Source organism: Burkholderia sp. Tr-862 (genome assembly GCF_011753085.1).
GTDB classification, from domain to species: domain Bacteria; phylum Pseudomonadota; class Gammaproteobacteria; order Burkholderiales; family Burkholderiaceae; genus Burkholderia; species Burkholderia ambifaria.
This window is the reverse complement of sequence record NZ_VWWG01000010.1, coordinates 42,899-68,160: the sequence shown is the minus strand read 5'-3', so window position 1 is coordinate 68,160 and position 25,262 is coordinate 42,899. Positions and strand designations below refer to the sequence as shown.

The 25,262-nt window shown below is 61.6% G+C and carries 19 protein-coding genes; 4 read left to right on the top strand and 15 right to left on the bottom strand.

The features are described 5' to 3' along the window. Positions 1-126 precede the first annotated feature (126 nt). Positions 127-1,086, top strand: a complete 960-nt coding sequence (gene andR, locus F3J14_RS05855) for an anthranilate 1,2-dioxygenase regulatory protein AndR (protein WP_166722191.1) — start codon at positions 127-129, stop codon at positions 1,084-1,086. A gap of 331 nt (positions 1,087-1,417) precedes the next feature. Here the strand turns inward: andR and F3J14_RS05845 are convergent, their stop codons facing one another. Then, complete coding sequence (locus F3J14_RS05845) at positions 1,418-2,308, bottom strand: LysR family transcriptional regulator (protein ID WP_166722190.1); 891 nt, start codon at positions 2,306-2,308, stop codon at positions 1,418-1,420. A 91-nt stretch (positions 2,309-2,399) separates the two neighbouring features. On the opposite strand from F3J14_RS05845, the gene F3J14_RS05840 reads away from it, so the two are divergent. Genes F3J14_RS05840 through catC form a run of 3 tightly spaced genes read left to right on the top strand, consistent with a single transcriptional unit; the run spans position 2,400 to position 4,806 of the window. Further along, positions 2,400-3,533 carry a muconate/chloromuconate family cycloisomerase gene (locus F3J14_RS05840; protein ID WP_166722189.1) on the top strand — a complete coding sequence of 378 codons (1,134 nt, stop codon included), beginning with the start codon at positions 2,400-2,402 and terminating at the stop codon, positions 3,531-3,533. A gap of 36 nt (positions 3,534-3,569) precedes the next feature. Then, positions 3,570-4,472 carry a catechol 1,2-dioxygenase gene (gene catA / locus F3J14_RS05835; RefSeq protein ID WP_166722188.1) on the top strand — a complete coding sequence of 301 codons (903 nt, stop codon included), beginning with the start codon at positions 3,570-3,572 and terminating at the stop codon, positions 4,470-4,472. Between the two features lie 43 nt (positions 4,473-4,515). Beyond that, complete coding sequence (gene catC / locus F3J14_RS05830) at positions 4,516-4,806, top strand: muconolactone Delta-isomerase (RefSeq protein ID WP_166722187.1); 291 nt, start codon at positions 4,516-4,518, stop codon at positions 4,804-4,806. A gap of 88 nt (positions 4,807-4,894) precedes the next feature. On the opposite strand, the gene F3J14_RS05825 is transcribed toward catC, so the two are convergent. From F3J14_RS05825 to tssB, 14 genes are all read right to left on the bottom strand, one after another. Beyond that, positions 4,895-5,659, bottom strand: coding sequence for a hypothetical protein (locus F3J14_RS05825; protein ID WP_211080327.1), 765 nt, complete (start codon positions 5,657-5,659; stop codon positions 4,895-4,897). Then, positions 5,656-6,174, bottom strand: coding sequence for a type VI secretion system lipoprotein TssJ (gene tssJ, locus F3J14_RS05820; protein ID WP_166722186.1), 519 nt, complete (start codon positions 6,172-6,174; stop codon positions 5,656-5,658). Before tssJ ends, F3J14_RS05825 begins: the two co-directional genes overlap by 4 nt. 13 nt (positions 6,175-6,187) lie before the next feature. Continuing rightward, entirely contained in the window at positions 6,188-7,291 is a 1,104-nt protein-coding gene (gene tssG, locus F3J14_RS05815; protein WP_247682141.1) for a type VI secretion system baseplate subunit TssG, read from the bottom strand. A 17-nt stretch (positions 7,292-7,308) separates the two neighbouring features. Beyond that, positions 7,309-9,123: a type VI secretion system baseplate subunit TssF gene (tssF, locus tag F3J14_RS05810; RefSeq protein ID WP_166722184.1), complete on the bottom strand. Its 1,815-nt coding sequence runs from the start codon at positions 9,121-9,123 to the stop codon at positions 7,309-7,311. A 9-nt stretch (positions 9,124-9,132) separates the two neighbouring features. After that, positions 9,133-10,716, bottom strand: coding sequence for a type VI secretion system protein TssA (gene tssA / locus F3J14_RS05805; RefSeq protein WP_166722183.1), 1,584 nt, complete (start codon positions 10,714-10,716; stop codon positions 9,133-9,135). Between the two features lie 8 nt (positions 10,717-10,724). After that, positions 10,725-14,543 (bottom strand): ImcF-related family protein, encoded by a 3,819-nt coding sequence (locus tag F3J14_RS05800; protein WP_166722182.1) that lies wholly within the window; start codon positions 14,541-14,543, stop codon positions 10,725-10,727. Beyond that, the gene (locus F3J14_RS05795; RefSeq protein WP_247682138.1) at positions 14,540-15,712 is read right to left on the bottom strand and encodes a hypothetical protein; all 1,173 of its coding nucleotides are present in this window, start codon (positions 15,710-15,712) and stop codon (positions 14,540-14,542) included. The genes F3J14_RS05800 and F3J14_RS05795 overlap by 4 nt, the downstream gene beginning before the upstream one ends. A gap of 66 nt (positions 15,713-15,778) precedes the next feature. Continuing rightward, positions 15,779-16,036, bottom strand: a complete 258-nt coding sequence (locus F3J14_RS05790; RefSeq protein ID WP_105786631.1) for a PAAR domain-containing protein — start codon at positions 16,034-16,036, stop codon at positions 15,779-15,781. Between the two features lie 36 nt (positions 16,037-16,072). Continuing rightward, complete coding sequence (locus F3J14_RS05785) at positions 16,073-16,996, bottom strand: hypothetical protein (RefSeq protein WP_166722180.1); 924 nt, start codon at positions 16,994-16,996, stop codon at positions 16,073-16,075. Positions 16,997-17,324: 328 nt separating this feature from the next. Further along, the gene (locus F3J14_RS05780; RefSeq protein ID WP_166722179.1) at positions 17,325-17,849 is read right to left on the bottom strand and encodes a hypothetical protein; all 525 of its coding nucleotides are present in this window, start codon (positions 17,847-17,849) and stop codon (positions 17,325-17,327) included. A 34-nt stretch (positions 17,850-17,883) separates the two neighbouring features. Continuing rightward, positions 17,884-20,511, bottom strand: coding sequence for a glycoside hydrolase family 19 protein (locus F3J14_RS05775; RefSeq protein WP_166722178.1), 2,628 nt, complete (start codon positions 20,509-20,511; stop codon positions 17,884-17,886). Between the two features lie 9 nt (positions 20,512-20,520). Then, positions 20,521-22,860 carry a type VI secretion system Vgr family protein gene (gene vgrG, locus F3J14_RS05770; protein ID WP_166722177.1) on the bottom strand — a complete coding sequence of 780 codons (2,340 nt, stop codon included), beginning with the start codon at positions 22,858-22,860 and terminating at the stop codon, positions 20,521-20,523. 79 nt (positions 22,861-22,939) lie between these two features. Further along, positions 22,940-24,490 carry a type VI secretion system contractile sheath large subunit gene (gene tssC / locus F3J14_RS05765; protein ID WP_006750267.1) on the bottom strand — a complete coding sequence of 517 codons (1,551 nt, stop codon included), beginning with the start codon at positions 24,488-24,490 and terminating at the stop codon, positions 22,940-22,942. 73 nt (positions 24,491-24,563) lie between these two features. Further along, positions 24,564-25,076, bottom strand: a complete 513-nt coding sequence (gene tssB / locus F3J14_RS05760) for a type VI secretion system contractile sheath small subunit (protein ID WP_006750268.1) — start codon at positions 25,074-25,076, stop codon at positions 24,564-24,566. Positions 25,077-25,262 lie beyond the last annotated feature (186 nt).

The window sequence follows — 25,262 nt, the reverse complement described above, 5'->3', positions numbered from 1 at the left end:
CGATTGCGGCGGCGCAATATCCACTTTCGGCGGATTTCTGCGCTAGCATGGCGACACACGCGACCCGCGCACGATCGCGACCCATTCGTCGGATCGAAGCGCGCGTCCACACCAAGGCTGATGCCCATGTCCCCAACGTCGTTCGAGCCGTATGCGCTGCGCGCGCACCGGCTGTTCGAATCCCGCGACCTTGACGAGACGCGCGAGCGGATCTCGCGCGTGATGCAGCCGCATGCGCTGCTGCCGAGCGGCCGCGTGCAAGGCGCCTCGCACATGGATTTCGTCCGCCTCGGCGGGCTCGGGATGGGCACCATCGCATTCGGCGACGCGATGCGCGTGCAGGTCGACGCCGTCGACGGCTATTACCTGCTGATGTTCTGCCTGTCCGGGCAGGCGGAAGTCCACGCGATGGGACGCCAGCTCGGCGTCGACGGACAGACCGGCGTGCTGTGCGCGCCCGGCGAGCGCTTCGACGCGGTGCTGTCCGCCGACTGCGAGCAGTTCGTGCTGCGCATCGACGCGGCGACCGTCGGCTCGCTCACCGGCGACCCGCGCGCAACGCTCGACCCCGTGCTGCACATCAGCGACGCCGCGCTCGCCGCGTGGCGCCAGCAGCTGATGCTCGTCGCCCGCTCGCCCGAACTGCTCGAACGCGCGAACGCCAATCCGCGCGTGGCGTCGCAGCTCGAGCACCTGCTGATCGACCTGCTGATCGAAGGCCACCCGCCGTCCGTGCTGCGCGCATCGCACCGCGACCCGGCGCCGGGCTTCGTGCGGCGCGCGCAGGAGTTCGTAAATGCGCACTATGCGCAGCCGCTGCAGCTCTCGGATATCGTCCAGGCCGCCAACGTGCCGGAACGGACGCTGCGCGACGCCTTCCTGCAGTTCCGCGGGATGAGCCCGATGCAATACCTGCGCGCGACGCGGCTCGACCATGCGCGGGACCTGCTGCGCGGGTCGGTGTCCGATCGACGGATCGCCGATATCGCGCTCGATTGCGGGTTCACGCATCTTGGGCGGTTCTCGCTCGCGTATCGGGAGAAGTTCGGCGAATCGCCGTCGGAGACGCTCGACGGAAAGCGGTAGGCGGGTGCTGGCGCGTTGCGTTGCCGGCTGCCGGCTGGGTTGGGTTGCTGGGTCAGCTGGTCAGCTGGTTGGCTGGTTGGCTGGTTGGTTGGCTGGTTGGCTGGTTGGCTGGTTGGCTGGTTGGCTGGTTGGCTGGTTGGCTGGTTGGCTGGTTAGCTGGTTGGCTGGTTGGCTAGATCGGCTGGTCGGCTGGTCGGCTGGTCGGCAGGCCGGCTCGCTGCCCGCCTGCGTCAGCGGCGAACCACATCGCATCGCGACGCCGTCTCAACCTTCGGCGGGGCGGGCCGAAACCGACCGTTAGTTGCAGTCGACGCGCAAACGGTGCCCGCCCTTACACCGCCGGCACGATCATCTCCCGCGCGATTGCACAGAACGCGGTCGTCGCCGCACTTTCGCCGTGCAGCCGGCGGCTCATGATGATCGGCGACGTCGCCGTGGGTTCCGGCAGCCGCCGGTAGACGACGCCCCTCACGCGCACGCCCTCCACGCTTTCCGGCACCAGCGACACACCCACCTGCGCGGCGACGAGCCCGAGCGCCGTCTGCAGCTCGCGCACCTCGTGAACGGCCGCCGGCACCAGCGCGCCGTCGCGCAGCGCGGACAGCTGCTGATCCGCGAAGCTCGGCCGCGGCGTGCTCGGATAGACGATCAGCGTCTCGTTCGCGATGTCCGCCAGCGTCAGCGGCCGTTCCGGATCCGCGAGCGGATGCCCGACCGGCAGCGCCGCGATCAGCTTTTCCTCGATCAGCGCCTCGCGCACGAGCTGGTCGTCGTCGAAGCGCAGGCGGCCGAACCCGACGTCGATCCGCCCGCCCTTCAGCGCGCCGAGCTGTTCGAGCGTGAACATTTCGATCAGCGACAGCTCGACGTTCGGCTGCGCCTCGCGAAACGCGCGGATCACGTCCGGCAGCGCGCCATAGAGCGTCGACGGCACGAAGCCGATCACGACCCGCTCCGACAACTGCGCGAGCCGCCGCGTCAGCGGGCCGAGCTCGTCGGCCTGCTCGACGACGCGCTTCGCCTGCGCATAGAACACCCGGCCCGCGTCGGTCAGTTTCAGCGGCCGCGCCCCGCGCTCGAACAGCGGCAACCCGACTTCGTCCTCGACCGCCTGAAGCTGGCGACTCAGCGGCGGCTGCGTCATGTGCAGCCGCTCCGCCGCCCGCGTGATGTTCATTTCCTCCGCGACGGCGATGAAATACCGGAGCTGACGCAATTCCATTTCATGCCTCAAAGGTATGGAAGTAGTCGGAAAGAGTGTTGGACGACGCCGGGCGGGAATTCCTACCATGTGCACCAACAGGAGGAATCGCATGATAGCAACTGCCGCCACCATCGAGCGCATCGAGACGCTGCTCGTCGACGTGCCGACGATCAGGCCCCACAAATTGTCGGTCGCCACGATGAATTGCCAGACCCTCGTACTGGTCCGTATTCGATGCACGGACGGTATCGAAGGCGTCGGCGAGGCGACCACGATCGGCGGTCTCGCGTATGGCGAGGAGAGCCCCGAGAGCATCAAGGTCAACATCGACACCTACTTCGCGCCGCTGCTGCAAGGCATGGACGCCACACGCCCGGGTGCCGCGATGGCGCGTGCGCGCAAGCTGTTCCAGGGCAACCGGTTCGCGAAGTGCGCAATCGAAACCGCGCTGTTCGACGCGCAGGCGCGCCGCCTCGGCGTGCCGCTGTCGGAGCTGTTCGGCGGCCGCACGACCGACGCGGTCGACGTCGCATGGACGCTCGCGAGCGGCGACACGCAGCGCGACATCGCCGAAGCCGAGGCGATGCTCGACGCGCGCCGCCATCGCGCATTCAAGCTGAAGATCGGGTCGAACGCGGTCGACGACGACGTTGCGCACGTGATCGCGATCAAGCGCGCGCTCGGCGAGCGCGGCGACGTCCGCGTCGACGTGAACCAGGCATGGACCGAAACCGACGCGATCCGGGCCGGCGCGCGACTCGCGGACGCCGGCGTGAGCCTCGTCGAGCAGCCCATCGCCGCGACCAATCGCGCGGGGCTGAAACGCCTCACGCAGCTCGCGCGGATTCCGATCATGGCCGACGAAGCGCTGCACGGCCCCGTCGATGCGTTCGCGCTCGCGCAGGACCGCGCGGCCGACGTGTTCGCGGTGAAGATCGCGCAATCGGGCGGCCTGCTCGGCGCGGCGAGCGTCGCATCGATCGCGTCGGCGGCCGGCATCGACCTGTACGGTGGCACGATGCTCGAGGGCGCGGCCGGCACGATGGCGTCCGCGCAGTTGTTCAGCACGTTCGGCTCGCTGAAATGGGGCACCGAGCTGTTCGGCCCGCTGCTGCTCACCGAGGAGATTCTCGTCGAGCCGCTGCGCTACCAGGATTTCAAGCTGCACCTGCCGGCGACGCCCGGCCTCGGCATCACCTTCGACTGGGCCCGCATCGAACGGATGCGACGCGGCGCCCGCTGATCCCACCCCACACGACAACCGAAACCGGAGACACAGATGAACAAGCAAGCCATCGACGCCCTGCTGAAGACCTTCGACGATGCCGCGGAAAAGCCCGGCAACCCGCGCGTACGCGCGATCGTCAACCGGGTCGTGAAGGACATCTGCTACACGATCGAGGACTTCGACGTGCAGCCGAGCGAGTTCTGGACCGCGCTCAACTACCTGAACGAAGCCGGGCGTGAATTCGGGCTGATCGCCGCGGGCCTCGGCCTTGAGCGCTTCCTCGACGTGCGGATGGACGAGGCCGAGGAGAAGGCCGGCTTCCAGGGCGGCACGCCGCGCACGATCGAGGGGCCGCTGTATGTCGCGGGCGCACCGGAATCGGTCGGCCATGCGCGTCTCGACGACGGCACCGATCCGGGCCAGACGCTGATCATGCGCGGCCAGGTGCTCGGTCAGGACGGCGCGCCGATCGCGAATGCGCTCGTCGAGGTGTGGCACGCGAACCATCTCGGCAACTACTCGTACTTCGATCAATCGCAGCCCGCGTTCAATCTGCGCCGCTCGATCCGCACCGATGCCGACGGCCGCTACAGCTTCCGCAGCGTGCTGCCGGTCGGCTACAGCGTACCGCCGGGCAGCAAGACCGAGCAGCTGCTCGACCAGCTCGGCCGCCACGGCCATCGTCCGGCGCACATCCACTTCTTCGTTTCCGCGGACGGATATCGTAAGCTGACGACGCAGATCAACATCGAAGGCGATCCGCACATCTGGGACGACTTCGCATTCGCGACCCGCGAAGGGCTGATCCCGAAGATCAAGCAGGCCGAGGGCGCGGAAGGCAAGCCGTACGGCGTCGACGGGCAGTTCGCGCTGATCGACTTCGATTTTTCGCTGCTCAAGGACAAGCAGGACGTGCCGGCGAGCGAAGTCGAGCGGGCGCGGGCGCAAGCCTGAGCGGCCGGTCGGTTCGACGAATCGATAACGTAAGGAGTACAGGATGCTGTTTCATGTGGAAATGACCGTCCGTCTGCCGACGGACATGGATCCGGTCAAGGCGGCAACGCTGAAGGCGGAAGAAAAGGCGATGTGCCAGCGCCTGATGAACGAAGGGATCTGGCGGCATCTGTGGCGGATCGCGGGGCAGTATGCGAACGTCAGCATTTTCGATGTCGAGAGCGTGCAGCAGCTGCATGATGTGCTGAGTCAGCTGCCGTTGTTTCCGTATATGGAGATGGAAGTGCGGGCGCTGTGCCGGCATCCTTCTTCGGTGCGGGAAGACGATCGGTGATCCCAGTGCGGCCCATGACGCCGGGGGGCCGGCGCATGGGTCGCGGGACATGGGGTCGTGGTGACGCCATGCACGCCAGCATTTACGACTATTCGACGCTCGGCAGCGACCGGGAAAACTCGAAGCCGTCGCCAATCTGGTCCAGCGTCCAGCGACGCTGCGCATGCAGCTTTACCCATCGTGTACGCTCGCGGTCGTCGGACACATTTCCGATCGATATCTTGGCCTTGCCTGTCGAGTAGTTCACACTGAGGTTTCGTACGACGCCCGTATTGCGCATCGTCGAGAAGTTGTCATAGCCGATCAGCATGAAATTTCGGTCCTGCCACCGGAATGTATAGGTGGTGGATCCCATTTCCCAACTCCCAGCACTGGCAAAGCGACTCAGCGTGACCCGCAACGCGCCCCGGTCGACAATCACGTTCCCCTCTTCCAGAGCATCCGCGAGACAGGGGGATTCCCGGACCGGTATGAGCGTATCGTTTCGCAACGCGACAGCGTACCGGCCATCCGGCTGCGCAAAGGCAACGACAAGAATGCGCGGATTCGCGTCGAACGGGTTCTCGCACATGCCATCATGCGATACCACGTTCGCCGGATCATTGTCACGTAAGACCAGCACAAGATCGTCGCGGCCATCGCCGTTCAGGTCGCCCTTCGTCTGAAATTCCAGCTTCCAGCCTTTGGGAACGAAACCGTCTGGCTTTCCAGCGAGCGGCGCAATGGATGGAGACGGCACATCTCGAGCCACCGCGTGAGCGGACACGATAACGCCAAGCAAAACTGCCAGCCTGAGTTGTTTAGACAGCGTGAATGGCTTATTCCCGCTCCGAATTGGTTGCATGACTTTCATTTCGACCTATCCCCCGTCATCCGTAATCCATTCGACGTCAAACCGAGACGTAGAGGCTTATCCGGATCAAGCTTCTTTTTCTCGACGACTCGTTTCCAGTCTTCGGCGGCTCCGGGGACGCGGTACAACGCGACGATCGCCACATACTCCGTCTCCCGTTGCATCGGTTGAGACAAGCTCGACGAAGCCCCAGGGCTCACGACAGCCGACATATCCGCTCGCAGATCCTGGGCCAGCACAGTCCGATCGTTCTTCAACAGATCGTCATACGATGCGGCATCGAACATCTTGCGATCCTTCAACTGGTAGACGCGCACGGCAACCGACGTCGGTCGCCCCGCGTCGTCCGGGTTCAGCGCCGCGCGTGCAGTCAGATCGACGTCAAGCACCTTCACCTGCTTGAAGAACACCGCGCGATATGCGTTCGACGACGCATCCGATACCGACTGCCAGGCACCACACCCCGACAGCACCAATGCGGCGGCAGCAGTAGCCGCACTCATTCGATAGAACATGAAGACTCCGGAATCAGATCGTGCGCGGCACGAGATGCGGGTTGGATTGCGGCGCGGGCAATGCCTCGTAGGCACCCAGGGCAATATCGATCAGCCGTTCGTCGGCAAACGGCAACACCGTCGTCCAGCCGAGACGCGGCGCCGGGCCGGCACGCTCGATCCCGACGGACGGATGCGGAACGAACCGTGACGACACCTCCATCCGCAAATACACATCGGCCTTGATGCCGACATACAGCTGGATGAATGCCATCACCTCTCGATGCAGCCATGCGCCCGGCAGCAAATCCTGAGCTTGCTGCGCATCAGCTGGCCGCAACGTCACGCGCACGGCCCGGCTGCGATACGCGAGACGCCTGCCGAGCACGTAACCGCCACCGAGCCCGTTGCGCTTGCCGTCCTGCAGCCCGCCTGCAGCCGGCTTCGTCGACGTCAACGGCTTCGGCCGACCGGTACTCGTCGTCACCGCCCAGAACTCGTCGACGCGAACCCCGGCCCCCGGCGCGGCAAGTGCCACCACCCCGGCCAGGCCTTCCGACGTACGCGTGCGCTGGATCAGCAGCCCCGACAACGCGAGCATCCGCGAATCCGGCAAGCCTGCCCGCAAAGGCTTGTCGCCCCATCCGAACCCCAGCAGACACAACAGGCTCTGCGAATAATCGTCCACACCGCCGGCCCGAAAACGCTCCGGGTAGCGATACTTCTTCCATGCGCGATACAGCAACGTCGCGATGCGGTGATTGAACGGGTCGAGAAAGGCCTCGACCGCTTCATGCCCCTCTTCGCGCAGCACGATCTCGTCGATCGTATGCGACGGCATCGCGGCATCAACGCCGTACAGGCCCATGAAAGTGGTACGTACGGTCGGCGGCGCATCGGGATGCTCGTCGTCGAATTCGACAGCGGCCACCTCACCCGCCGGGAACCCCAACCGAGGACGCGGCCTGAATCGCACCGGCTCGTGCTCCGGCGTGTCGCGTGTGCCGAATCCGGGACGTTCGGGCGCACATGCCTCCAAAAGACGACAGAACTGCATGAAAGTCATCTTCGGCGCCCGTTCGAACAGCCTGGCCGCCACGGCCGACAGGCCGTTCGATTCAGTGGCTTCGGCACTCATCCGATCGATCGATGCACTCATAGCGGTGCCCGCCGCGCCTTGCTGCGCGGCCACTCCGTCCGCAACCGCGATGGCAGGCTGACGATCGCCAGCTTCGTGAACAGATTGATCTCCGCGTATGCGCCGAAGAACCGGTGCAGCAACTCGCCGAACAGCATCACGTCGCCTTCGCCCGAGAACGCATGCGCATCGAGCGTGACCTCGATCAGCACGCCGCGCTCGACCGCCCCGCCCGACACTTCCTCGATCATTTCCTGCGACACATGCAGGATGCCGGCGAGCCGCCGCCGGTTCAGTTCGTCGTTCGTCCAGTCGTACAGCGCCAAAGCGCCACGCAGCACCTCCGCGTTCATCATCGACAGGAAGTTGGGCGCGAGATGCGACAGCACACGCCACTGGAAACGATCTTCCGTCGGCGGATGGAGCGGCAACGTCGGCGACACGAGATTGCGCACGCTCGCGACGTTCGGCGTGCTGGCCGCCAGCTCGTCGAGACTCGCCTCCCGCAGCCCCTTGCGCGGCAGCAGTCCGTTCGTGCCCGTCACGCGCAGCGACAGGCTTTCCTCCGGCAGCGTATCCATCGTTTCCCACGCATGACCGCCGAGAATCACCCACATTTCGTGCAGCCCCGATACGCCGGGACGCACGCGTGTATGGAAATAGCGCTCCGGCGCCTCATGCCGCAGCATGCCGCCGCGGTGCCGGAAAGTCGTGAACGGCACGTATTCGTATCGCTCGGCCGTATCGTGATCGAACGTCGCGATTGCATCGACCGAATACGTTTCGACATGCTCGCCCTGATGACCGGCCGGCACGACGCGATACTCGGTTTCGTGATGGTCGATCTCGATCGGCTCGGCATCCAGTTCGAACAGGTTGATCACCGGTGAACAGAACAGCCGCACGTTGTCCGCGCTGAATCGCTGATCCGACGGATAGGCATCCTTCAGAACGATCTCCAGTTCAAAGCGGGTCGATTTTTCGGGCAGCTTCGTGATGTCCAGTCCGCACAGATCGACGAACAGGAATTTCTCGCGAAACGTGAAGTATTCAAGCAGCAACTGATATCCGGAGAACGCCGCATCGGCTTTGGGCCACAGCCGTTCTTCCGTCGAAAATCCCGCCGGCTCGATCGTGACGCCCGGCAGCGGCACGGATTCGCCATCGCGTATTTCCGGAACGCGCCAGTGAATGGCGTCGACCTGACGCGTCAGCGCAAGATGCATCGCGAATGCAGTCGGCAAATCGGCGTTCAAATGCAGCCGCAGCCGCGACAGATCCGTCTCCTTGCGCAGCGCCGATCCTTGCAACGCGAAGCCGAAACGGATCACCGAGCGCCCGTCGTGTCGCACGGCCGGCCCGGCATGCGTGAGCGAGACCGGCTGCAGCGCAACCTCCTGCGTGGTCCGGTACAGACATCTCACGGTCAGCGGCGCCGCGCCCTCCGCGCCGCCCGCGGACGGCACGTTGATTGGCGCGGAGCGCACCGGCACGCCGGCCGGTACGACTACCGTTTTCTGCAGTTTCTCCGCGAATGGCGTCAGCTCGACGATCGACAGCGAAGGAATCATCCGCAGATAGTGCGGCCACAACAAGCTGACGAGCCCTTCGGTCAGTTCGGGCAGTTCGTCGTCGAGTTTTTGCTGGAGCCGTCCCGTCAGAAACGCAAAGCCTTCGAACAGGCGTTCGACATACGGATCGCGATCGCCGACGCGGTCGAGATTGAGCAGGCGCGCGCGATCGGGATGCGCCTTCGCAAATTCCTTGCCGGATTCGCGCAAATAGCGCATTTCCGCTTCGTAGTAGCGCAGGATGGGATCGTTGTTGTCCATGGGAATCCGTTACGAAAGGGTCAACGCGCGGGTGGGATCGAGTACTGTGAGTTCCGCATGCAGCTCGCCGATGCGGCGTGCGAACGCCTGCTTGTCGGCGTCCTTGCGGCTGCTTATCGCCTTCAGTGCTTTGATCAGTTGCTGCTTGACCTCGAACGTCAGCGCCGGCTCCCAGCGCATCAGCGTCAGCGAACGGGACGTTCCGTCGAGTTCTGCAAGGAGTGCGAGCGCCGCATCGTGACGGCCGGCATGGTCGGCCAGGCGGGCCATCACGAGCCGCTGTAAATAGCGATGTCGATCGGTTTTCATGCCGGGCAGCGCTTCGAGCCACGCAAAGGCCGTTTCGATGCCGTCACGGGCAGCCAGTTCGCGAGCCTGGGCTTCGATCTCCGGCCAGTCGCCCGCCGCATCGCTTGCGCTATCCGCTGAAACGGGCAGCGGCGCGACTGTCTCGCCCGCTTCCAGGTCGCGCACGACCGCATGCCGGGCGATCCATTCGAGCGTCGTGTCGTCGGCGAATGGCGTGCCGTCGCTGAATGCCAGCCGTTCGATGCCCGGCAGTCGTTCGAGAAACAGCGCAAAGTCGGTGCGCAGCAATTCACGCCACGCGCTGTACGGTGTGCCGACGTGGTCGAGCCCAACGTGCTGGAAATACTGCAGGTCGAACCACAGGTGATTCACGCCTTCCATGAACGCACCCTCGACACGCTCCAGCAGCTCGTGCCAGTGCTTTTGCAGAACGAGGCGTTTCATCTGCTGTCGCAACTCGGCGCGTGGCGGCGCCAGACGCGTATGCGACGCGGCATCCGACGGCGGCACGTCGTGCACCGTGTCCCAGCGAATGCTTCGCACGAGCCGCACCGACGGCAAATAGCCGTTTTCCTGATCCCTGAGCCACGCTGACATCGCTCGCGCCTGATCGAGCAGATCGCGCGTCGACGCGATCGATCCGGCTGAAGCCTTACCTGCGGCCGTCACAGGCGGCATCGCGACGCCGGCATCGACACTGCGTGCCGGCCCTTCCTTTTTCTCGAAGCGGGAAACGAGTGACTGCAGATTCGGGCGAGCAGCCTCGGGCCACGCCGCCGTATGCGTCACGAGCACATCGAGCGCGGCCAACGCGCGTTCGAGATCAACCGGCGCAAAGTTACCCCGACTATCCAACATCTCGATCACGCGCGCAGTCGCGAGCATTTCGAGCGCTGCCTTCTTCGCTTCGTGACGGGCGGGCAAAGCGGCTTCGCCAAACCGGTCGACGAGCGCGGCAGCCAGTTCAAGCCCGTCGGCGAACCCGGCCGGGCCGTCCTGCCGCAGGCGTGCGAACGCGTAGTAGCCGGCGACGCGCAAATCCTTGCCGGTCTCCTTGAGCAGGTGTTCGCACACGCGGACGATCAGCCCGTCATCGATTCCCGACAGCTTGCCGGCTTCATCCTTCAGTTCGAAGAACGCGTCTTCGTAGCCGGGGTCGCGCCCGCATGCGCAATCGCCGGGTATCGGCGCGACCCATGCGGCCCAGGTATCCGTCCGCGCCTTCCGGAGCGAATCGATGCGGGGACCCCCGACGAGTGTCTTCACGAAATTGGCTAGCGTCATGGCAGGTCTCAAAAAACGAATACGTCGCCCGGCAGCCTGAGGGCATGCCCAAACGGACGGGGGGAGGAATCGGCGCGCCCCGACGTGGTCGCCAACGGCGAAATCGCAGCCTTGGGCGTGCTCGTCTGTTTGGCCGGGCCAGGCTCGGCGGTTCGCGCTTTCGCCCGAGCAAGGCCGAGCGCGGTGCGTTGCCCTGAGGCCCGCTCCGTCGTTGCCCGCATGGTGTCGTCCGGCAAGGAACTCCCGCCCGGTAGCCCCGGCGGCAACGGCACAGCCGCATGCTTAGCGGCCGCAATCGCCGACGCCGGCAACGGCGGCGGGCCGATCGACGACACCCGAGGCCCTGCGTTCTGAGAGCCCGTCACGAAAACGCGGATCGGCAACGTGAAATTGCGCAACTGAAGAACGTCGAGCGGACCGCCGCCGGCTTCGCTGCGCAATTGCACCTTGAGGGGAATGCCCTGGCTCGTGTCGGGCGTCCAGGTCAGCAGATAGCGGGCGTTGTCCTGCTGTGTGATCTTCGCGCGCTCCAGCAATCGGACGAGGCCGAAACGCCCCTGCGCATCGAGCGCGGTACGCAAACCGCCCTGCTCCGTTTGCCATTCGATATGCGACAGGTTCTCGAGCGACTGTCCCGGCCATTCGAACGGGGTCCACTCCTGCTTCTGGTTGAAGTAATGCAGTTCGCGGCCGGACAGCACGAATCTCATGTCGGTAACGCCCGGCGTCGGCTCGGCCCGCAGTTCATAGCGCACGCGCGCGTCGCCCGACGGAAACAGGACCGTCGACGTGCGCGTAAGCTTGTTCAGACCGTTGAGGAAAGCCGGATCGATCGTCAATGCGCCCGAATCGGCTCCCTGTGCGGCGACCCACCGGTCCCCCTGCCGTTCGACGACACCGGCCAGTTGCGACGTCACGAACTGCGCGATCACGCCGCTATCCGGACGCATGAAGCGCGCCATCTCGGGCAGCGACGCGTCGTTGTCGGAATCCGCGAACGGATAGCGGCCGCCGAAGGTCTTGTTCCAGTCGGCGAGGATTGCGGTGCGCCACATCTCGTTCAGGCTCGATGCGGCCGGCTGCACGATGACCTGCCACGACTGATCGAACGGCGCGCGGAACAACGCGCCAAACCCGGACCACTGTTCACCCAGGCTCGCGGCGACACGACTCGCGTAATCGCGGCTGTCGGCGATATCGGACGTCTTGCCTTGCAGCACGGATTGCGCGGCCAGACGTGCGATCGCGTCCGGATCCGGGCTGGAGACGATCTGCGAGGTCTTCAGGCGCATGGCCGTGATGCGCTCCAGATAGCGGGCCAGACTCAGGTCGCCGGTCGCTGCCATTTGCGTGGTGGCCACCTTGCCGTTCGTCGGCATTCCCGACGCGAGGTCGCTGCCGGTCAGGCGCAGGATCGGGCCGAATGCGGCGGCCAGCGGTGCGAGCTGCGGTTTGGCCTGCTTCGACGGATCTTTCTCGTCAGCGCCGACCAGTTGCTGTGCCTTGCTGATCAGCGTGTCGGACAACGATTGGGCGTTGGCTCCCGTTCCAGCCTGATACACGATCGCATTCATTAACGCGACGAGCGGCGAGCGTTGCGGATCGCCTAGTAGCGTGAGTTGGTCGGCTGTAGCTGATAGCGTCGGTGCAGGTTGCCAACGCAGACTGTTGAGGAAAAGCGCCCATGCACGCGCGTAATCGTCGAAATAGCGCCGACGCAGTTCGGCCTTCAATGTCGACGCAGATGCACGGGCAACCTTGGTGTCGGAGAGTACCCAGTCGCTCGCCACATCGCGTTGCTCGCCGGCTTCGTCGATTGCCTTCGAGATGCGCTCTTCCCATGCTGCGCGCGTGAATACGCCCGGTACCGTGGCGGTCGTGCCGAACAGGCCCCGGCTCGTCGCACCGCCAGAAGATGATTGCGACGCCGCGTCGCCGAGCAACGTCGCGAGTGACAGCGGCGGATATTTCGGTGTCGCTTCGTCGATGATCTGCTGGTAGATCGCGTCTCCGGAGTTCTGGATGCCTCGGACACCGATGATCGTCTGTCGGGTAGATGCGATCAGGTTGCTATCCGGGACAATCGCCAATGCGGCCTGACTGGATGCAGCGCCACGTCCAATGTGATTGGCGAAGAACGCGATCGCTTGCTGACGCTGGTCCTCCCAACTGCCCTTCGATAGTGGTGAATTGGTCGGGCGTTCGGGTGCAGACGTCGCGACGAGTTGCGGTATCAGGAATGCGGCGGCCGCCCGCTCGGGTTTGGCAAGCATCACGTAGGTCTTGAGCGTGTCGTAGGCAGCCTGTACCTGAGCATCGCCTCCACTGGCGATTTCCGCGTCGGACAGGGACGCAAGCTGATGCAGTCTCGCTTCGAGCTTCTGGCGAATCGGACTGACGAGGATGCGGTTCGCGGCATCGGCGTAGTAAGGCCACAGGGCATCGAGTAGCGCGTGGTCGCGGTTCAGGCCGAAACGGGTAGCCAACGGCGCACCGGTACGCTGATGGATTTCGAGCGTGTCCATTTGCCGGTCGAGATCGGTGAGCGTTTGCAGCGACTGTGTCGGGTTTAGGGGCCCGGTGAGCTTCGCAACCGTATCCGTTGCGCTTCCGATCGTTGCACGGTTGGCGAAGCCGGACAGCGTCGTGCCGACGAACCCGCAGCCGATCAGGGCGGCCGTTATCCAGGCTGCCGTGGTCGACAGTGAAAAGCCGACGCGGCGGCCGTGAATCTTTCGGCTGTGCTCGGCGACTGTATGCCAGATCGTGCGGTGTGATGGGTCGGCCGGTTGCCCGCCATCATTCGCGTCGGCGGGTACTTGCGGTGCCAGTTCCCGTTCCGTGAACAGCGGCGCGAACAGGAGGCCGTGGACTGCGTGCCGCCATGTACGCGACCGCGAGGTTTGCAGCACCAGACCCGACAACACGTTGCGAAAGTTCGAAATGTGTTGGGACAGCTCCGCGGGATAACGGTCGCCTGCATCCTTCGTCATGCGCACGACACCGGAATCGGCCAGGTAGTCGGTGAGGTTCTGCAACGACGCGTCGATTGCTTCCATGCTGACGCACGCGTTGGACCAGGTGAAACCGATCGCCTCATCGGGACTCGACGTGTCACGGCCGAAATCCGTCACATTGAGCAGATAGACCGGCGCGGCCCAGCGCAACGCGCGCGCGTGGCGCGCGAGCCGCTGCGACAGATTGTCGGTGTCGAACGGCGTATTGGACGAACCGCGGTTACGCGTTATCGCGACAATCGCGTCGACCGGACGACGACGGCGCAAGCGGCGAATCTGGTCGAGCCAGTCGCCATCGAGCATACTGCTCGTTTGCTTCGCGTACAGCTGGACCGTGTCGCCGGTGATCGCAAAGCCGGTGTCGACCAGACCCGGCGCCAGACGCTTCACGAGCGGTTCATCGCCGGCGATCAGCACCCATCGTTCGCGATAGCGCCATCGCCGGCCGTGGCGATCCTGTAGAGCATTGCGGAGCGCAGCAGCACGGTCGGTTTGTTCCGGTAGCGGGTCTTGATCGTCGTGGTCTACAGACGCTGCGTGCCGGGCGGCGTCGTATCGGGCAAACCAACGCGAAGCTCTCAACGACGCGATCCACAGCAGTACCCCTTCTAAGTACTTGACCAGCAGGACCACCACCAGCATGGCCACACACAGCGAAAGCTCGACGATGATCCGGGTGTCGCGAGACCACCCGTAACGAGGGCCCTCCACCCATACCGCAATACCGAGCGCGAGGAACACGATGACGGCAGCAATACCAATGAAGAGGCCTGCCGATCGTGTCTTGTTGTCGTTCGTGTTGTCGTTCATGTCTGTTTTCTGCAAACGAGGGCGATCAGATCCTGACCTTCACCGCACAGCACCATTTGCGTATCACCCGTCGTACCGGCACTTTCCGCGGCAAGGGCGACGGCCAGCCAGGGTCCCGCACCCGAACAATCGCCCACTAACGTCTCAAGTACGTTCCAGCGCATCTCGTCCGAAAAAGATGCGGCTCGCCGAACCGCACCTACGCTGTCATCGGTCAGGCCGTGTGTCCACACCGTGCGCAAACAGTCACGCGAAGCGTGCCCCCAACGGGCAGCGAGTCCGAGCGTCCGGGTGGCAGCATCGAACGAGTCTTTGGCAGGACGATGCAGCCACAGCCCGAAGGAATTTACCTGTGACGCAAGTCGCGATTGCCCCACGAGCAGGGCCACGCCCGCCTCTGCTACACCTCCTGACAGGACAGCACTAATGGCGTCGCGAAGTACAACGGCGATGAGCAGGTGAACCGTATTGACGTCCGGCTTATCAAGCCACGCATCCGTTCTAAAAAGCGAGGGCGCATGCTCACCCGGCTTCAGGTCGATCTTTAGAGAAGGCACCCGTTCAGCAATCGATTCCCGTATGCGCGTTTCGACCGCCTCGGATTTCAACCTGGATTGATGATGAAACTCGACCTGGAGCTTCGTTCGCTGCGGAAGAGCGCTGAGTTGCGGCAGGAGCGCGTCGAGCAGCCGTTCAATCAGCCACATACATACAGCATGATGGCGGGCATGTTCCGCAACTTCGTTGCCGGGGTGAAAAGGCTGATCGGGGATATCGAGCCAACGTGCATGGACTTCACTATCCGCGACTGCACCACTTGGCCGTGTCGAAAGTTCGGTGCCGTTCAGAATGCCCTTGAGCGAGTTCTCCGAATCGTCCACGGCAAAACACCACGCATGACCCAGTATCGCCAATGGTCTGCTCGCTAATGCATGTCGTGCGTGTTCTGCCTCATCGCTGACGCGGTTCGTCGCAATCGCCTGATTGCGACGGACGTAACCGTAGCCTAGCCAGGCGAAGAGCAAAAAAGCCCAAGCAAGAAGGGGATAACCTGCGATGCAAAACCAGAACCATAGCGTGTTGGTCGGAAGACCCGCAGGCCAAAGCATGATCGTCAAACCAGTTCCCGCGCCCAATACGAGCGCCAGCAGGATCGTCCAGACAATCATAGAGATCTGAGGTGGAGGCGGGACCTCGCCCCGTGGCGGCACGCGATTGAAATCGACAGGCATCGCTTACCGAACCCGGGCTCCGCTGGACGAGGCAATGAGTTCCGCCCCACACCGCGTGTGATCGCCGTCGCGCGACAGCGGCGTGGTGCCATCCTTCATTCGGCCGCTGCCTTCGACGATTTCGTTGTCGCCGTGGATTGGGCATGAAACCTTGTCGCCGATACGGGCGGCCCGCCGACCCTTCACCTTGATGCGATCGGAGCCGGTCAGAATCGTGCCGCCGTGGCTCGTTGTGTCACCTTCATATGCGAGATTTTTCACCTTGAATACCTAGATAAGAAATTAAAAATCGACGATTCAATTACCTGTGGAGCACGCATTCACATCTTCGCAACGAATCCATCTCTCGATAATATTTCCGTTCTTCTGACGATACCTTAACGCCATAAACCCCTGCGACAAGCTAGATTTATTCACCAATACCGAATCACCTTGCACAAGGTAGGATCTGGTAACTGATGATTTATCGGGTCTTCCATAGAGATATGCCTTCTTGGAAATCACTGCATGGACGGCCCAGGCGCCCGACTCAACTGGCGCTACGTGGATAGATGTGCCACTCCCGTCACCACTCAGGATCTTCTTCAGTTTGGCGGCGTTTTCGGTGTCTCCATCCCCCCGTAATTGGACAAGTAGTTTCGAATAAGCGCTTCTGGTACCTGCATTCGGTGGGTCGCACGCAAGCAGATTGTCAAATGTGGTACCTTCCGCCAGATAGGCTAGGATTGGTGGCTGTGAAACTTGGTATCCACTTTTATATTTCGATGCGTAAACAGCATAGATGTCGGCTGCATTAGGTGGATTATCGAAGATCGGTTCAATGTTGATGGACCACTGGTGAGGCGGGTGCCACTCTCCACCACAGACGGCATCCTGCGCCACATGCACAACGCAACCGTCCTTCATACGTACGAACGCACACAGATACTCGGTATGCCCAGACACGCCGCTGGAATCGTCGAGATCTCCTTCGGCAGAAAAGCTCACGATCGAGTACCGCCTGTCCGGAGACAGACTGTTGGCGCCGGGCTTGTAAAATCTCAATCCCTCATCGAAGGGGCTAAACATCGTGCCATCTGGGCGTTTAAAGCGTAGCGATCGGTAGACGTTGTGCCCACCATTGGCATACTCTAAAACACTTGATTCACCCAACACACTTTCCTGGGCCAGAACGCAGGCAGACAGTACTACCAAGAGCATCAATATTGACTTATTAATCATTTTGGAGTCCCATCACAGATCGCGAAGTTGGTTACAACGTTATCGAGCAAACTCGAATTTTTCGCGCCCTCCATCTCCTGGCTGATGCAAAGCGGGAATTGAATGATATTTTCCCGTGCCATTCTCAATGAATATTAACGAATTCGCATAGATCTGCGATGCGTCGACGACGTTACTATTTTCCTTTGATACCAGACAACTATTGCCTCCTCAGCCCCATAGCCACGGAGTGCAAAAAACAAGTAGTGCGGCACCTGCTGCGTGCAGCCTAAATAATATCCCCTCTCCTTCTCCTAGCGCGCATCAATTGATCTATACTTCTCTCTAGTCATTGTTTGACAGGTTTGCCCAGTCGACTTCGCCAGTATTTCTTAACATCAGAAGCCGTTCTATATCTAAATTTCGACTCCGTGCCTTGGGCATATCCCTCAATCCCGGTCATTGAGCTGTCTTCAGAGATGCGCCTATTTTCAACTAACATTCCATCGTTATTAAAGAAATAGGCGTACACCTGATAGAGTCGCCCATAAGTACCATCGCCGCGATTGTTTATATCCCATGCAACAATGGAGAACACATTAACGCGACCATGAAGAGCCATAAAAAATATCGAATCAACTGTCGGCACCCCTCCTTCAATCGAATATCGAGCGAATTCAATTTTTCTACACCCACCCTTTATCGGTCGATAGAAATCAAGAACGAGCGGATATTCGGCCGTGCCGTTTTCGATGGAAACTCTCGAATTTCCTTCCAATACCGACGCATCAAACACATTTTTCTTAGTATTTGCCGGCGGGCAACCCGAGATAGATTCAACTCCATATGCGTTAAGCGAGAGAAAGAGCGACATCACGCTCGCCACTACCAACCTAGAAATAAACATTTTACGCCACCTCCTTTTGTAGCCCAAGAATTGGCGCCACGTTGTTGTAGGCTGTTAAGCGCTCTGAATACCCGATCTTCCCGCCGTTTACCGCTTTCGAAACCGCGAGGACATTCCCAGAATCCGCAATTCCGTTAACATTTTTAGTGACGGCCCAGTAAACAAAAGCAGATTCGATCCCATACTCCAAATCGCTAAGAACGAGATCTGGATTTTCCACGAAGTCACGTTGATCATCCGGGAAGCGGCGATTATGCTCATCCGTAAGCATCATGTAGTTGCTTTTAAATGTCGTCTGTATAAGACCTCTGCCGCGATATTTATACCCGTCTCCGGACTCCTCGTTTCCATTTTTATATCGATCAGCATAAACATAGCTGGCAAGATTTTTTGGATTACTTTCGTACTTGCTTGTTTCAGTCCACAATTTCTCCCGCCGCCGACCGAAATTGCAAACAATATCGCCTGATACTTCGCTATACGCTTCCTTGCCTTTGGGAGCAGGATTGCATCCGAAAATCTCCTTCATTCGCTTTGAAGAATATGAAAGTCCTTCTTCGATATTCTTAAAACTACTCTCGACGGCGATTTGCGAGAGAAAATGAGCAATTCTCTTTGGCGTAGTGACCCGATATCCTTTCGCGTACTTATTGAGTGCAGGAAGGATCTGCCTATGATAATTTTGACTGCCACGTGGATCAACCGCCGCAAGCATCTCAAGTGTGATAATTCCCAGTTCGAGTGAAAAATTCGCGATTAAGCCAATTGGATTGACATGAAATACATCGGGGGCAGGAAAACCTGGGACATGGGCCTTCAAGTCATCCCACCATGCAAGCTTATCGATCCGCTTCTGCTCTTCCTCGTGCTGCGGCTTGAGGCCCGTCTGCTTCTCCAGTTCGGCGATCAACTGCTTCCACTTCGACGGATTAGCCCACTCACTTTGGTGCTTGACGATCAGCCGGGATGCCGCCAGCATCAACCACGGATACCCGTCGCGCTCCGTTCGCGACAGCGTGCATAGTTCGTCAGCCGCTTTCTTGCCATCGCCTTTCGTGAACAAAGCGTCATACACCTTGAGCATCAATGGGCTAAGATTCGAACGCGAAGAGACGTCGGCAACGTTGGCGCCGCTCGCATAATCAACCCACTTCGGGGTTGTCGCAAAGATCGTATGCGCCGGATCATGGGCGTCCGCCAGGCACTCGAAGTCGATCCACTTCTGCGCAAATTCCCGCGTCACCCGGCCGCTCGGGTGGTTGAAGTCGCAAACCCAGCCGTCGATTTGTTGACCTTGAGCATTCACACCCTCGACGTGCCACCAGTTCACCGGGTAGCCTGGATTGGGGTTTGGCTTCGGCTCGGCGACTCGTCGTTCTGATTTGCGTGCCAGTTCGGCAAGCGAATACACCTGAACTGTGTCGGTCTTTCTTGACTGCGGGTCAACTCCAGGAACAAATTTCTTGTCCTGGCGTTGATATAGCACCGTACCCGGTGCAACCCGAAGAATCGTCGGCTCGGAGGGCAGACCCAATACCGACCAGTCTTCCTTGTGCGGACCGTGTTGATTGACCCACGCTCGACCTTGCTCGAGGAACGACTCGATACCGTGGTCACAGAACACCTCGATGTGCGCCATCCTTGTGCCGGACGTGCATTCGCTCAGCGAATCGTAGCGACCGAGGTGGCCGATCGGGTCGCCAGCTTTGAGCGGGATCCCGCCTCTGATTCCTCGCGAATCTCCCGACTGACCAGTCTGTTCTATCGTGACGATCACCCGGTCGAACATCGAATCCTCGATGACCTCCTCGACGGTTGGTCCGCCGTTGTCTTGGCCCATAAAAACCCAGCCACCAACGGCTCGGACCAGCTCGGCATAGCCACCGGCTTCGGGTGGAACCAGTGACGCTCCGTGCAGATCGGTTACTTGGCCCCAGTTCTTCTCCCGCTTGCCGATGCTAACGCTTGCCCCCTGCGGCAGGATGCCAACGATCTCGCCACGTGGGTAGCTTTTACGAACCCGTAACCCTTGCTGCGACGAATCCGGAACCTGACCGTTTCGACCAGACGAAGGTTTGTCCTGCGCATGCTGAGTGACCCGCCACTGCCGCGGCCAGTACGCCGGCTTGCTCCGCTTCGGGAAATTGGCGTAGTCCTCCAATGACATCAGGTGCATGTACAGGCTGTAAAACGTCAGCTTCGCGCCCTGTGGGAACTCCATCGTGTGCTGCACGAGTGCGAAGCCGGTACTGTACGGTGCCTGAACCGGTGATTCACTTCCCGCCCCACCGATTTCGCTGATCGGATAAGTCTTGTTGGCGCGAAATGCAATCAGTGTGCCGTCGGCGATGCAGCGCAAGCCCGTGTCAAGATCGAGCGATTGTCCGGCGCACGCCTCCGTAACGTGAATGCCGCCATGCCACATTCCCTTACGGCTCACGAGATACGCCCCTGACGGCTCACGTTCGGCAAGCAGGCGATAGATTTCGTGCTCGCCTGTGAATTGCACGGAAGCGTCGGTCTTTCCCCTTCCCTTTCGCAGGAATGGAAAGGCGAACGGTAACGGCTTCAGCTTGGCCGGTGCCGGCGTGGGGGATTGTGGCTTCTTCGGTGCGGGTGGGTTTGCCATGGTTGTTCGTTATTCCGAAAATCCGAAGTTCGTTGCAGTCTGCACATCGCTGACGGGCGCCGCGGCCCAAGTCGGAAATTTGAAACTACCGCCGTCAGGGTCGTCGATCGTCAGATTTCCCTTGGCCTCGATTTCTCCGGCCGGACTACCGAGGATGATCTTGCCGCCCGACAACTTGATGTAGGCGCCCGATCCATCGCCGAGCGTGACACCTTTGCGGCCGGTGATGATTACTTCGCCATCCGACGAACTGACTGCCATGTCCTGCATCGACATCAGTTCCATCGCGTCGGACTGTGCCTGTACCTGGACCTTGCCCTTCGTGGCAAAGATTCGAATCCCGAGCTTTGCCGCAAAAAGCGAGATCGCCTCGCCGGCCGCTACCGCGATACGCTTCATGACGCCGATGTCGAGCCCGTCGCCGGCGGTCACAAACATTTGCTTGCGGGCGGCAAGCTGCATCTGCTGACCACTGACAATCCCGACGCCATCGGGAGCTGTCGCAACAATGACGGGTTTCTGAAGCTGCTTGAGCTTTTGCTGGATCAGTACGCGCTGTTGATCGATGTCAGCCTGCAGCGCTTTCGCAGCGTTCGCCGAGTCGTTCAGCGCATTCAGGATTTGTTCGGCCTGCTCGAGCGTCGTGTCGGCGTCCTGCATGTGGAGCTGCTGTCCCGCGGCGCCGGGCTGTCCCTCCGCAGTCACCAACACACCCTTCGATCCCCGAATTGCCGCTGGCCCGTCGGTGCGCAACTCGACACCCCGCCCGCGATCCTTGCGATCTCCGTCGACCATGTGACCGAGGTTCAGCTCACTCGCCTCAAACGGCGTCGTCAGATGGACGTGCTCGACACCTTCCTTGTCCTCCATCCGCAGTTCATTCTGCGCGGCGGTGCGGATCAGATTCCGGGTATGGTTCTGGCTGGTGACGAGATCGGGATGCAGGCTGTCGTGCATGGCCCCGATGATCACGGGTCGGTCAGGATCCCCCTGCGTGAAGACAACCGCCACCTCCGCACCGTCAATCAGCGGGAAGTGATGCCCATAGTTGTCGCCGCTATACGGTTTCGCGAACCGCACCGGCCGGCTGGTGCCGCCCGGGCTCCACTCATCGAGATCGAACGGCAGCTTGATCACATACCAGCCCTGCTCGGTCAGGTACGCGTATTTGTAATCGCCAGGTGACGTAATCCGGGCCGGCAGGATACCGTCGATGACCGGTTGCTCGATCGATGCAACCGGCGTGCGCCATACGCGGTCTGACGGAATCCCCTCGAAGGTCACCCAGTACGATTGGTTGCGCCCGCCTTGCGACTCCACCGCCGTGACGAAAATCCCGTGCTTCGCATCGACCGGATGCGGCGCCAGCCGCATGACTTCGCCCGCCTCGAGCCAGAACGGATTTCCGGTACCTCTGAAGGTGATCTGATTGGCTAGGTATTCCTCGTGGCGCCGACGGGCGACGCTCTTGCCCTCTTCCGGCGTCTCGTAGTGCTCGCCCCACTGGTAATAGATGCCGCTCGTCGTCTTGTCGTCGCGTGCGGCATTTTCCTCGACTAGCAGCGACACACCCGCCTCACGGTGGTTGTAATCGTGCAACCGTACGGCTTCCGGCACGCGCCGAGTCCGCTTCTCGAGCGTCTTGATCGCGTCCATGCCCGAACTCTCGAGCCCTGAGTCGCGCCGGTGCGACACGGTGCGCTGCTTGCGCGCATAGGCGTCCAGATCGTCGCCAAACACGAGCACCGCATAATCCTTCTGCTGCTCCCAGCGAAACCAGAGCCCTTCCTCGGCGCAGATTCGCTGAATAAAGGAAAACGTCGTTTCGTGATACTGGGTCACGTACTCGCGGCGCTTGTACTGACCGCGCAACTGGAACTGGAAATCGACCCCGGCCCGGTAGCCATAATGGCGCAGCGTGTCGGTCACGATCTCCTCGATCGACTGCTTCTGGAACAACCGGCTCGTCACGCCCCTGTTCAAATCAGCGAGCTTGGGCTCCAGCCGGACCCGATAGTGTGTCTGATCGGCCGAGGTGTCGAGCTCGTCGAACTCCGTGATGACGCCGTGGATCGTATAGGTCGGCGGCATCTTGCTGAATTGCTCCGTGTTCTCGCCGAACATTCTGCGCAGATAGTCCATGTTCGGATCGACCGGCGCGACGATGAATTTTGCCGGGCGACCGACCACCTGATCCATTGGAATACCGACCACCGGGCTCGTGAATTCAATGTCGTAGCGGTACAACTCGCTCACGGCGTCCCGGCCCGTGAAGCGGAGCACTGACGTCGGCGCCGGGTGCGGCGCCAGCTTCAATTCATAAGCCTGCGTAGGCAAAATCATCGACATGGACTCTCTCGGTTGCGCAAACACGCGGCACCACCGGGGCAAACCTCACCACCCCGGCGGCTTGCAGAACGACGTCAGATCAGTTCTTGGACTTCGGCATCTGCGACACGAGCGACAGCCCGATATCCATCCCTTCGACCTGGAAGTGCGGGACGATGAACAGCTTGATCCGGAAGAAGCCCGGGTTGTCCTCGATATCCTCGACCGTGACCTTCGCCTCGCGCAGCGGATGCGACGCCTGCAGCTCGTCACCCGGATCCTTCATCTCGGTCACGAGCCCCTTGATCCAGTTGTTCAACTCGAGCTCGAGCAGGCGACGATCCTTGGTCGTGCCGATGTTCTCCCGCTGGATCAGCTTCAGGTAGTGCGCGATGCGCGACAGCAGGAAGATGTACGGTAGCCGCGCGTTGATGCGGCTGTTCGCGGTCGCTTCCCGGGTCTCGTACAGCGCCGGCTTCTGCGCCGAGTTCGCGGAGAAGAAGCACGCGAAGTCGTGGTTCTTGTAGAACGACAGCGGGATGAAGCCGAGATTCGCGAACTCGAATTCACGCGTTTCGGGGATCAGCACCTCGGTCGGGATCTTCGGCTGGTGGCCGGTGCCGAGGTCGTACAGGTGAACCGGCAGATCCTCGACCTTGCCGCCCGCCTGCGGCCCGCGGATCTGCACGCACCAGCCGTTGCTGACAAAGCTGCGCACCATGTTCGCCGCGAACGCGAACGACGCATTCATCCACAGGTACTTGTCGTGGTCGGGGCCCTTGACGGCCTCCTCGTAGTTGAACGCGCGTACCGGCGCCGTATCCTTGCCGTACGGCAAACGGCCGAGCACGCGCGGCATCGTCAGGCCGACGTAACGCGCATCGTCGGTATCGCGGAAGCTCTTCCACTTGATGTACTCGGCGCGATCGAAATAGTTGCCGATATCCTGGATCGCGGCGACTTCCTCCATCGACTGCTTGCCGAAGAAAGCCGGCCCGACCGAGCCGATGAACGGCATGTGCGCGGCGGCCGCCACCTTCGAGATGTTGCGCAGCAGTGCGACATCCATCGGCGAATTCGCGAACTCGAAGTCGCTGATCATCGCGCTGATCGGTTGACCGCCCGGCGTGTCGTATTCCTCGATGTACGTCAGGCGGTACAGGCCGCTCTGGATCAGTTCCGGCGTATCCTCGAAGTCGCGCTGCAGCGCGTCCTTCGACACGTCGAGCACTTCGATGCGTGCGTTCTTGCGGAAATCGGTGCGGCTCACGAGCATCTTCAGGCCGCGCCAGCGTGCCTCGAGCGCCTGGAATTCCTGCGTATGCATCACGGCGTCGAGTTGGCGGCTGATCTGCCGGTCGATCTGGCCGATATGGAAATCGAGCAGCGACTTGTCAAGGCGGTCCACCGGCTGGCTCGCGTTCGCAACGAGTTCGAGGAATGCGCCCATCCCGCGCGCGATGCGCTCGTCGGCCGACGCCTCGGACAGCATGTCGTTGTCGCGGAACGCCTCGAGCGGGCGCGCTTCGCTGACGGGCTTCAGGTTGATCTTGCTGCACAGCGACGCATAGACGCTGTCGATATCCCCGTGCGGGGCGTCCAGCACGACGGTTTCGCTCGCGCCGGCGTGCTGCGTTTCAGTGGATTTCATGGCGTGTCCTGTCTGCGATCGAATCGCTACGATGTTGCGGAATGCGCTGAACGCGCGTTTTGCCCAGCGCGTGTCACGCATGCCCTTCCGGCTGCGTCGCGGCGGTCGCGATCTGCGCGAGTTCACCGCGCAGCTTCGCGGACAGGCGATCGTCCTTCAGCACCTTCTCGAACTCGCGACGGAACGTGCCGTTGTCGAGCAGGTTCGATTTCAGGTCGCGCAGCAGATTGCGCATCGCGAGGAGCGCCTGCAGCTCGGGAATCTGGCGCGCGACCTGCTCGGGCGCGAAATCCTTGATCGAGCGGAACGACAGGTTGACGGGCAGCTCCGAACCGTCGCCGGCCAGCGTGTTGTCCGCGGCGATCCTGAGATCCGGCGCATAGTCGGCCAGCACGGCATCGAAGTTGTTCTTGTCGATGTTCACCTTCTTGCGCTCGGCAAGCGGCGCCTGCTCACGGCCGGCACTGAAGTCGCCGGCGACCAGCAGCTTCAGGGGCAACTCGACCTTCTTCTGCGCTCCACCCGTATGCAGGTCAAGCGTGATCGACACCCGGCTCTTCGGGATCTCTCGCTGAAAGCTATCCAATTCGTTCTCCTTATCTCAGGAAGCTTGAAGACTCCGCGACACGCACCCGCAAGTCAGGGGTGCATCGCCGTCCGTACTGCCCATGCCAACCCCGCAACGTGCATCGACGAACGGCCCATCCGGATATTCGCGGCCCGATATCCGACTCAGGCGGCAGAAAATATCACGCCCTTTGTCAGCGAGTAA